This is a genomic window from Streptomyces sp. NPDC054883 (genome assembly GCF_053610645.1).
This window is the reverse complement of record NZ_JBSGYT010000010.1, coordinates 32,691-43,348: the sequence shown is the minus strand read 5'-3', so window position 1 is coordinate 43,348 and position 10,658 is coordinate 32,691. Positions and strand designations below refer to the sequence as shown.

General features: G+C 76.5%; 8 protein-coding genes. 7 read left to right on the top strand and 1 reads right to left on the bottom strand.

Annotated elements, in window-relative coordinates; all coding sequences use genetic code 11:
• Positions 1-323: 323 nt before the first annotated feature.
• Positions 324-1,055, bottom strand: coding sequence for a VIT1/CCC1 transporter family protein (locus tag ACWGH1_RS10325; protein WP_453352836.1), 732 nt, complete (start codon positions 1,053-1,055; stop codon positions 324-326).
• 300 nt (positions 1,056-1,355) lie between these two features.
• Between ACWGH1_RS10325 and ACWGH1_RS10320 the strand changes: the two genes are divergently transcribed.
• The 7 genes from ACWGH1_RS10320 (at position 1,356) to ACWGH1_RS10290 (ending at position 10,630) form a co-directional block, all read left to right on the top strand.
• A complete protein-coding gene (locus tag ACWGH1_RS10320; RefSeq protein ID WP_453352835.1) occupies positions 1,356-2,342 on the top strand; it encodes an ADP-ribosylglycohydrolase family protein in 987 nt (328 codons plus the stop codon).
• Between the two features lie 677 nt (positions 2,343-3,019).
• Complete coding sequence (locus tag ACWGH1_RS10315) at positions 3,020-4,270, top strand: ADP-ribosylglycohydrolase family protein (RefSeq protein WP_453352840.1); 1,251 nt, start codon at positions 3,020-3,022, stop codon at positions 4,268-4,270.
• Positions 4,267-5,424, top strand: a complete 1,158-nt coding sequence (locus tag ACWGH1_RS10310; RefSeq protein ID WP_453352834.1) for an ADP-ribosylglycohydrolase family protein — start codon at positions 4,267-4,269, stop codon at positions 5,422-5,424. The genes ACWGH1_RS10315 and ACWGH1_RS10310 overlap by 4 nt, the downstream gene beginning before the upstream one ends.
• A 583-nt stretch (positions 5,425-6,007) precedes the next feature.
• A complete protein-coding gene (locus ACWGH1_RS10305) occupies positions 6,008-7,711 on the top strand; it encodes an ADP-ribosylglycohydrolase family protein (protein ID WP_453408604.1) in 1,704 nt (567 codons plus the stop codon).
• Positions 7,708-8,607: a ribokinase gene (gene rbsK / locus ACWGH1_RS10300; protein ID WP_453408603.1), complete on the top strand. Its 900-nt coding sequence runs from the start codon at positions 7,708-7,710 to the stop codon at positions 8,605-8,607. The genes ACWGH1_RS10305 and rbsK overlap by 4 nt, the downstream gene beginning before the upstream one ends.
• A complete protein-coding gene (locus tag ACWGH1_RS10295; protein WP_453357474.1) occupies positions 8,604-9,812 on the top strand; it encodes a CaiB/BaiF CoA transferase family protein in 1,209 nt (402 codons plus the stop codon). The genes rbsK and ACWGH1_RS10295 overlap by 4 nt, the downstream gene beginning before the upstream one ends.
• On the top strand, positions 9,809-10,630 hold the full coding sequence (locus tag ACWGH1_RS10290; RefSeq protein WP_453357473.1) for an HpcH/HpaI aldolase/citrate lyase family protein: 822 nt from the start codon (positions 9,809-9,811) through the stop codon (positions 10,628-10,630). The genes ACWGH1_RS10295 and ACWGH1_RS10290 overlap by 4 nt, the downstream gene beginning before the upstream one ends.
• The last annotated feature ends 28 nt before the right edge of the window (positions 10,631-10,658 follow it).

Genomic DNA, 10,658 nt, shown 5'->3' with positions numbered 1-10,658 from the left:
CGTGGCAAAGGTGCGTGCCGAGGGACGACGTTGGCCCTCTGCGAAATTTCGTGCAGGTTACATGATGACTGCGATCCCGCGAAGCGGATATCACGTTCCAGCATGCGGACACTGCGCGAGTGTGACGCAGGTAAGAAAAGAAAGGTCCCGGAGCCGGGATGCGGGCTTCGTTGCCCTGGGGGGGCGGGCTTCATTGCCCTGAAGCTCCCCGCGGCGGCAGCCGGGAGGAGCTCTGGTGTGATGCCCCGCGGTGATGCGTTCGAAACCGCGGGGTAATCATTAATTTATGCGTCGCTCTGCATAGTGTCTCACTCCTGCGCCGGTCAGCCTACGACGCCGCCGATCCAGGTTCCCAGGATGTACGTCACACCGGCGGCCGCGCCACCCAGGACCAGCTGGCGGACACCGCTGAACCACCACGACCTGGCGGTGACCCGGGCGACGACCGCACCGCAGGCGAAGAGACCCGCCAGGGCCAGCAGCACGGCCGGCCACAGGGCGGTAGCGCCGAGCAGGTAGGGCAGGACGGGCAGCAGCGCGCCCAGGGCGAACGAACCGAAGGAGGAGACGGCGGCGACCAGCGGCGACGGCAGGTCGTCGGGGTCGATGCCCAGCTCCTCGCGGGCGTGTATCTCCAGCGCCTGCTCCGGGTCGCGGGACAGCTGCATCGCCACCTCGCGGGCGAGGGCGGGCTCCACGCCGCGCGATACGTACAGCTCGGCCAGCTCCTCCATCTCGTCCACCGGGTGCTTGCGCAACTGCTGCCGCTCGACGTCGAGTTCCGCGAGGACCAGCTCGCGCTGCGAGGCGACCGAGGTGTACTCGCCGGCGGCCATCGAGAAGGCGCCGGCGGCCAGCCCGGCCAGCCCGGTGATGACGATGGTCTGCGGGGCCACCGCACCGCCCGCCACACCGGTCATGAGGGCGAGGTTGGAGACGAGCCCGTCCATGGCCCCGAACACGGCCGGCCGCAGCCATCCGCCGTTGACGTCGCGGTGGGTGTGGTTGTCGCGGTGGGCGGTGTGCAGTGGTGCTTCGGTGTCGATGATGGACATGCGCCGGATCTCCCCTGTCGAGCTTTGCCGAGCGAGCTTCGCCGAGCTTCGCCGAGCCTCTTCGTGCGAGCGGGTACGCGAAGGCGACCCGCAGGCGCCACTCCCCCTGAACACCTCGAAACTACGCACGATTTCCTTCGGCCGCCAGCAAGGAAGGCCGTACTTACCTGGGGTTTCGCGGGTCGGCGACCGGGTGACGGCGGCGTTCGGGGGGTGTTTCGCGACATGCGACAAACGTCATCCCGTGGCACAAATCCCCCATGGGCTCATGATGAGTCCCATCAAGTGGAGAGGCGCGCGATGGAGCTGATTGCATGCGATCCGCAGATCCTCCTCGAACGGGCCAGGGGCGCACTTCTGGGACTGGCGGTGGGTGACGCGCTGGGCGCCCCGGCGGAGAACATGAAGCCGTCGCAGATCAGGGCGAAGTGGGGGCGGATCGAGGGCTTCGTGTCCGACGATCCGGCGGGCACCGACGACACCGAGTACGCGATCTTCTCCGGGCTGCTGCTGGCGCGCCACGGGTCGGCGCTCGCGGTCGCCCACGTGGAACGGGCCTGGCACCACTGGATCGCCGACCTGGACGAAGGGCCGTTCCGCGGCGCGGGCTTCTCGGAGCGCGGCACCCTGGAGAACCTCCGCCGGGGCCTGGCGGCGCCGATCTCGGCGCAGCACCGGCACGCCTGGTCGGACGGGCTGGCCATGCGGGCGGCCCCGTTCGGGGTCTTCGCGGCCGGGCGGCCGGCGGAGGCCGCACGGCTGGTGGCGATCGACGGGTCGGTCAGCCACGACGGGGAGGGCATCTACGGCGGCCAGGCGGTGGCGGCGGGGGTCGCGGCCGCGATGGCCGGCGGCTCACCGGCGTCGGTCGTCTCGGCGGCCCTGTCGGTGATCCCCTCGGACTCCTGGACGGCGCGCTCGCTGCGCCGGGCCGTGACGGCGGCCCCGCGCGGCGAGCGGGCGGTGCGCTCGGCGGTGGTGATCGGCGGCTACCCGTGGACGGACCTGGCCCCCGAGGCGGTGGGCCTGGCGTTCGGGGCGTTCGCGGCGGCGCGCGGGGACTTCGCCGAGTCCGTGCTCACGGCGGTCAACATGGGGCGCGACGCGGACACCACGGCGGCGGTGGCGGGAGCGCTGTCCGGGGCGCTGTCGGGGGTGCGGGCGATCCCGTCTCAGTGGTCGTCGGCGATCGGCCCGGTCCGGGGCAGCTGCCTGCCCTCGATGCGGGGCTACCACGTCCTGGACATCGCGGACCTCCTCACCCCGGAAACCGAGCCGCCCCGATGACCCCGCCCCCTCCCTACGACCCACCCCGCCACCCGGACCGCCCCGTCGTCCCACCGCCCGGCCCGGCGACTGCCGCCCCGCCACCGGCAGGACCGGCCCCCGCCCGGACCCCGCCGGCCGACCGGGCGGGAGCAGGCGGCCCGGAACAGGCGGAGCCCCGCCCCACCCCGGGCGACCGCCGCCCCGCACCCGGGGCGGCCGGGCCGGACCCCGCCCGGCCCCCCGACCTGGGCGCCGCCACAGCGGAGTTCGGCCGCTGGGTACGCCAAGGCGCAACCGCCCCCGGCCCGGACCCCTGCAGCCGGGCCGGCACGGGCGACCCGGGCGGACACCCCACGCGTACTCCGGGCGACCGCCACCCCGCACGGGAGGCGGCCGGGCCGGACCCCGCCCGGGCCCTGGCGGGCGACCTCCGCCCGGTACCCGGGGCGGCGCCGCCGGACCCGGCCCCGGCGGCGGACCTCCCGGGAACCCGCGGCCCGGAGCCCGCGGACCCCCGCGGGGCCCGAGGCGCCGCCCCGACGGCACCCGGCAGTGGTTGGGTGCGCCAGGCCGGAGCCACCGCCGGCCCGGTGGCCGAGCGGCGCCCCGACGGACCCCCGGGCGGCAGCCGGGACAGCGCGGGCGACCCGTCCGGGCCCGAGCGCGCGCGGCCCCGTACCGTCAGCGGGACGGTCCTGCGGGCCGGGGCCGATTCCGGCATGCGGGACGCCGACGCCGGGCCCGCCGCCGCGGAGGCGGTCACCGTGCCGGTTCCCCCCGACGGACCCCGGCGCATCGAGGGGTTGCTGCTCGGGCTCGCCGCAGGCGACGCGGCCGGGTGGCCCGCCGCCCGGCACCGGGCCAGCCGGATGCCCGAATGGACCCGCCGCCTCACCCGCGAGCTGGACACCTTCGCCGAGCAGAACGCCACCACCACCCTCCCCGTCCCCATCGCCCTCAACCAGCCCCCCGAACCCCTGCGCCTCGGCCCCTCCGACGACGCCGAATGGGCCGCCTTCGCCGCCGAGTCCGTCCTGACCGCCGCCGGCGTCCTGCTCAGCGACCTCTCCCGGTCCCGCCGGATGCGCGCCGCCATCGACCTCGCCTGGAACGCCCTGGCCAGCGAGGTCGCCGCCGCGGCCGAACGCGCCCCCGAGGTCGAGTCCGCCGTCCTCCCCCTGCGCGCCCGCATCTCCGTCCGCGCCGGCCTCGGCAACCTCGCCGCCGGCCTGCGCCCGCCCGCCACCGGCCACGACAACCCGCACTACTTCGACGACGCCGCCTGCATCCGCGCCTGCGTCCTCGCCGTCGTCCACCCCGGCGACCCCCGGGCGGCGGCGGACCTCGCCGAGTTCGACGCCCGCTACACCCAGGACGGCGACGGGGTCCACGGCGCCCGGGCCATGGCCGCCGCCATCGCCACCGCGCTCGCCGGCGCGGACGCCGACGCCGCCGTCGACGCCGCCCTGGAGCAACTCCCCGAAGCCACCGAGATCGGCCGCAACGCCCGCCACGCCGTCAAGCTCGCCCGTACCGACGACGGCGCCGGTGCCTTCGCCCTCGTCCCGCTCCTCGAGCACCAGATCGTCGACCACGTCTACAGCTACGGCATCGCCGCCGCCGAAACCGTCCCCGTCGCGCTCGCGCTGGTCACGGCCGCCCGTGGCAACGTCGCCGAGGCCGTCCCCGCCGCCGCCTGCCTCTCGCGCGTCGCGGACTCCGCCCCCGCCCTCGCCGGAGCCCTCACCGGCGCCCTCGGCGGCGGCGACTGCCTCCCGGCCGCCTGGCGCGAGGCCTGCCGCACCCTCTCCGGCTGCGCCCTCCCCCGCCTCGCCGGTACCGACCTGGTCGAACTCGCCGCGCTCCTCGCCCGTACGGAACTCACCTCGCCCAAAGCCCGCGCCGCCCACGCGGCCCAGCCACCCCAAGGGATGATTCGGACATGACGCTGACCCCCCTCACCCTCGACGACCGGGCGGCCGGCTGTCTCGTCGGCGCGGCCGTCGGCGACGCGCTCGGCGGCCCGGTGGAGGGCTGGTCACCGGACCGGATCGTCGAGCGGCACGGCGGCCGCGTGCGCGGCATCGTCGGCCCCTGGTACGAGGACTGGCGCACCGCCCGCCCCATCGCGCCGTACCACAAGGGGGACGGGCACGTCACCGACGACACCCTGATGACCCATGCCCTGGTACGGGTCTACGAGGCCGTACGGGACCACCTCGACGCCTACGCGGTCGCCGAGCACCTGGTCCCGGACCTGATGACCAACCCGCGCTGGATCCCGGAGCTCGAAGCCGAAGCCCTGCCGCTCCAGCGGATCTTCCTCGCGGAGAAGTGGATCGTGACCCGGCTGCACTACGCGCACGCCGACCCGCGGGAGGCGGGCACCGGCAACATCGTCAACTGCGGGGCGGCGATGTACATGGCACCGGTCGGGCTGGTCAACGCGGGCCATCCCGAGGCCGCGTACGCGGAGGCGCTGGACGTCGCCGGGGCGCACCAGTCCTCGTACGGGCGGGAGGCGGCGGGCGTGTTCGCGGCGGCGGTGGCCGCGGCGTGCGTGCCGGGGGCGACGGCGGGCTCGGTGGTGGACACGGCCGTGTCCCTGGCGAAGGACGGCACCCGGGCGGCCATCGAGGCGGTCCGGGACGTCGCCCGCGGCCACCGGGACTTCGAGTCGGCGCTGGTCCCGCTACGGGAGGCGGTCGCCCCGTACGACTCGGTGGGACCGGACTACCGCCGGCCGTCGCTCGGCGCCCGGCGGCCGTCGCGGCTGCACTCGATCGAGGAGCTCCCGATCGCGCTCGGCATGCTGCTGGTCGCGGACGGGGCGTACGAGGGTGCGGTGCTCGGAGCCGTCAACTACGGGCGGGACTGCGACTCGACGGCCACGATGGCGGGGGCGCTGTCCGGGGCCCTGAACGGCCTCGCGGCGGTACCGGAGGGCTGGGCGAAGCAGGTCGCGGAGGCGAGCCGGCTCGACCTGCACGCCCCGGCGGCGGCGCTGGCGGCGGTGGCCCGGGAGGTCTTCGCCCGCGACCGCACCCGCCGCCGCGCCCACGAATCGGCGTTCACCTCGATCGCGGACCCGGCATGCTGACCCGCCCCGGCCCGGTCCGGCCGACGTACGCCCAGCCACCCGCCGGGACCGGCCGGCGCCCCCACCCGACGGCGCCCGCAGCGCCCCGGCCGATTGGCCGTCACCCCCGCAGCGGCCGTCGCGGACCCGCGGTGACCGGCCCCGCCGCGGCGTCGTGCCCCCGGCCCCCGGACCCGGCCCGACACCGCTCCCCCCTGACGACGTCCGCGGCGGCCGAGCCGGAACCGCTACGGCTGACCCGGGACCGGCCCGATCCACGCCCACGGGGCGGGAAAGGCCGTCCGGCAGCGACCGGGCCCGCACGGCTCGCGTGCGCCCGGCCCCACGGGAGGACCTGGCAGAGCCCCCGCCCGACGGCGCCCACAGCGACCCGGCTACGGCCGACCGGCCCCGCACGGCCGACGTACGCCCAGCCACCCGCCGGAACCGGCCGGCGCCCCCACCCGACGGCGCCCGCAGCGCCCCGGCCCGGCCCGGCCCGGCTGACCGGTCCCCACCCCCGAGGGGGCCGCCCCGGACGGCCCGCACGGCTCACGTCGGTCCGGCCCTGCGGGCAAGCCGGACCCTCCGCCCGCGAGGCGGCGTGCACGGTGAGCGCGGGGCCACGGTGACCGGGCCCGGGCGGGTGACGTGGGTCCAGCCCGAGGACCTGGTCGGCCACGAGCTGCGGCAGGCCGCGCAGGACGGGCGGGACGCGGAGCCGCTGCTGCGGGTCTGGCTCGCGGCGGGCGGCCACCCGGCGCCGGAGCGGGCCGGCGCCTCCCCGGTCCCCGCCGGTCCGGAGCTGCGGGAGCTGGCGTGCCGCCTGCTGACCCGACTCGCGGCGCTCCCCTGCCCCTCGGCACCCGACGAGCCGGAGTCCTGGCAGGCCATCACCGCCACCTGGAACACCCCCGCCAAGGCCGGCCCCCACCCCCGCCCGTCCTTTCTCCCGGAGCCGGACCTCGGGCCGAGGCCGGTGGAACGGCACCACGCCCAGCCCTCGGCACGCCCCGCCCCCCGGCCGACGACCACCCCTGCCCCGCAGCCCTCCGCGCACCCCGGCCCGCACCCGGGACAGCACCCGGTCGCGCAGCCGGCCACACGCCCCCGCCCCTCCGCGGAGCCGGACCTCGGGCCAAGGCCCGTAGAACGGCACCGGGCGCAGCCGGAGCAGCACCCGGCTCCGCGGACCGGGGCCCCCGCCGGCCCGCAGCCGACCGCGCGGCCCCGCCCACCCTCGGGGCCGCAGCCGCAGGCACCCGACGTGGGGCGGTTGGAGGCCGCGTGGGTCGGGCGCGCCGTCGGGTGTGTGCTCGGCAAGCCCGTCGAGAAGCTGCCCCTGGAAGGGATCCGCGCGCTCGCCCGCGCCACCGGCAACTGGCCCCTGGACGACTGGTTCACCGCCCGCGGCGTCCCCGCCGAGTTGCTGGCCGCCTACCCCTGGAACCGCCGTTCCGCCCCCACCTCCCTCGCCGAGAACATCGACGGCACCCCCGAGGACGACGACCTCAACTACCCGCTCCTCGGCCTGCTCCTCCTCCAGCGCCACGGCAAGGGCTTCACCACCGCCGACGTCGGCCGCCTCTGGCTCGACGAGCTCCCGGCCGGCCGGACGTTCACCGCCGAGCGCATCGCGTACCGCAACCTCCTGCACGGCCTGGAACCCCCGGCCACCGCCACCCACCACAACCCCTTCCGCGAGTGGATCGGCGCCCTCATCCGCGCCGACGTCCACGGCTGGACCAACCCCGGCGACCCGGCCGCCGCCGCGGCCCAGGCCTACCGCGACGCCGTGCTCACCCACACCGCCAACGGCCTCTACGCGGCCCTCTTCACCGCCGCCGCCATCGCCGAGGCCGCCACCGGCCTGGCCGACGTGCACACCGCGCTCCGCGCCGGACTGGCCGTCGTACCGCCCCGCTCCCGGCTCGCCGCCGCCGTCCGGCACGCCGTCGACACCGCCGGGCGGTACGCCGATTTCGACCGCGTCGTGGACGAACTCCACGCCCGCCACGGCCACTACCACTGGGTCCACGCCGTCCCCAACACCGCCCTCGTGGCCGCCGCCCTCACCCACGCCGACGGCGACTTCAGCCGCTCCGTGTGCCGCGCCGTGTCCGGCGGCTGGGACACCGACTCCAACGGCGCGACCGCCGGTTCCCTCGCCGCCCTCGTCGCGGGCGCGGTCCCGCACCGCTGGGCCGCGCCCCTGAAGAACCGCCTCGCCACCACCGTCGCCGGTTTCGACGGCGTCGGCTTCGACACCCTCGCCCACCTCACCGCTCAGGAGGCAGCCCGCTCATGACGGCCATCGCCGTGCTCGGCAGTACGAACATGGACCTCGTCGCCTACGTCCCCAAGGCGCCCCGGCTCGGCGAGACCGTCACCGGGACCTCCTTCCGTACCGTCCCGGGCGGCAAGGGCGCCAACCAGGCGGTGGCCGCGGCCCGTTGCGGCGGGCAGGTGGTGATGATCGGGGCGGTGGGGGCCGACGCGTTCGGCGTACGGCTGCGGGACGCGCTCGCGGCGGCCGGGGTCGAGACGGCCGCCCTGCGCACCGTCGAGGGCGCCAGCGGCACCGCGCACATCACCGTCGACGGGGAGGGCGCGAACAGCATCATCGTCATCCCGGGCGCCAACGGCCTGGTGACCGGCCTGGAGGCGGGCGACGCATCCCGGATCGGCGCCGCCGACTGTCTGCTCCTCCAGCTCGAACTCCCCATGGAAGCCGTGCTCGCGGGGGCGCGGGCCGCCCGGGCCCACGGCGTACGGACCGTCCTCACCCCGGCCCCGGCCCAGCCGTTGCCGCCCGAACTCCTCGGCCTCACCGACCTGCTGGTGCCGAACGAACACGAGGCCGCCGCCCTCACCGGCCTGACCGACCCGCACGCGGCGGCCGAGGCCCTGCTCCGGGACGTGCCCGAGGTGGTGGTCACCCTCGGGGCGGCCGGGGTCCGCTACGCGGCCCGGGACCGCGAGCCGCTGACCGTACCCGCGCCCCGCGTCCGGGCGGTGGACACCACCGCCGCCGGGGACACCTTCGTCGGAGCCCTCGCCGTGGCGCTCGGCGAAGGCCGCCCGACGCCCGAGGCCCTGCACTGGGCGGCCGCGGCCGCCGCGCTGTCCGTCCAACGGTCCGGCGCCCAGGACTCGATGCCGACCCGCGCCGAAACCGACGCCTTCGCGGCGGCGCTGTCATGACCGGCGACGCCGCACGCGCTACCGCTCCCCTCGCCGGGCTGCGCGTCCTCGACCTGGCGACCCTCTTCGCCGGGCCCCTCGCCGCCACCCTGCTCGGCGACTTCGGCGCCGAGGTCGTCAAGGTCGAGCACCCGGTGCGCCCGGATCCCTCCCGGGGCCACGGCCCCGCCAAGGACGGCATCGGGCTGTGGTGGAAGCTGCTGGGGCGGAACAAGCGGACGATGACCCTCGACCTGTCCGCCCCGGGAGGCCGGGACACCCTGCTGCGGCTGGCCGCCACCGCCGACGTGGTCATCGAGAACTTCCGCCCCGGCACCCTGGAGCGGTGGGGGCTCGGCTGGCCGGAGCTTTCCGCCGCCAACCCGCGCCTGGTCCTGGCCCGCGTGACGGCGTTCGGCCAGCACGGCCCGTACGCCCGCCGCCCCGGATTCGGCACCCTCGCGGAAGCCATGAGCGGCTTCGCCGCGATCACCGGGGAGCCGGACGGTCCGCCGGCGCTGCCGCCGTTCGGGCTCGCGGACTCGATCGCCGCGCTGACCACCGCGTACGCCGTGATGACGGCGCTCGCGGGCCGCGACCGCACGGGGCAGGGGCAGGTCGTGGACCTGGCCATCATCGAGCCGATCCTCACCGTGCTCGGCCCGCACCCGCTCTGGTACGACCAGCTGGGCTACGTCCAGCCGCGCACCGGAAACCGCTCCACCAACAACGCCCCGCGCAACACTTACCGCAGCGCGGACGGCCGCTGGCTGGCGGTGTCCACCTCGGCGCAGTCCGTCGCGGAGCGCGTCCTGCGCCTGGTCGGCCGGCCCGAACTGATCGCCGAGCCCTGGTTCGCGACCGGCTCCGGCCGGGCCGCCCACGCACCGGTGCTCGACGAGGCGGTCGGCGGCTGGATCGCCCGGCACAAGGCCGACGACGTGATCGCCGCCTTCGAGCAGGCCGAGGCGGCGGTCGCCCCGGTCTACGACGTACGGGACGTGATGGCAGATCCGCAGTACGCGGCGCTCGGCACCCTCACCGAGGTCGAGGACCCGGAGCTGGGACCGCTGCGGATGCAGAACGTCCTCTTCAGGCTGTCCGGGACGCCGGGCGCGATCCGCTGGGCGGGGCGTCCGCACGGCGCGGACACCGACGCCGTCCTCACCGAACTCGGTCTCACCGAGGCCGAGATCACCGCTCTCCGCAAGGAAGGGGCCCTATGATCCTTAGCTGGCTGTACGCACCCGGTGACCGGCCCGAAGTGGTCTGGAAGGCCCTGCACTCGGGGGCCGACGCCGTCATCGTGGACCTGGAGGACGCGGTTTCGCTCTCCCGCAAGGAGTACGCCCGCGCCGCGACCGCCGAACTGCTCACCGACCGGCCGCCGGTGCCCGTCCACGTCCGGGTCAACGCCCTGGACTCCCCCTGGGCGGGCGCCGACCTCACCGCGCTGACCGGGCTGCCGGGCCTCGCGGGCCTGCGCCTGCCCAAGATCTGCGCGCCCGAGCAGATCGCGGCGGTCGCCGACCGCACCGGCGGGGTGGCCCTGTACGCCCTGCTGGAGTCCGCGCTGGGCGTGGAACGGGCCTACGAGATCGCCCGCGCCCACCCCGCCCTGCACGGGCTGTCCCTCGGCGAGGCGGATCTCCGGGCCGACCTCGGCATCAGCTCCGAGGCGGGCCTGGACTGGCCGCGCTCCCGGGTGGTGATCGCGGCCCGGGCCGCCGGGCTGGCCCCGCCCGCGCAGTCGGTGTTCCCCGACATCCGGGACCTGGAGGCGCTGGCCGTCTCCTGCGCCCGGGGGCGTTCGCTGGGTTTCCTGGGCCGGGCGGCGATCCACCCCCGCCAGCTCCCGGTCATCGAACGGGCCTACCTGCCCGGCCCGGAAGAGGTCTCCGCCGCCGAGCAGATCATGGCCGCGGCCCGGCTCACCCCGGGCGCGGTGGCCCTCCCCGACGGCCGTTTCGTCGACCCGGCGGTGCTGGCCGGCGCGGAACGCGTGGTCGCGCTCTCCCGCCGCGGCTCGCAGATCCCCTCCTGACCGGCGCCCCGGCCCCCGGTACACGCAA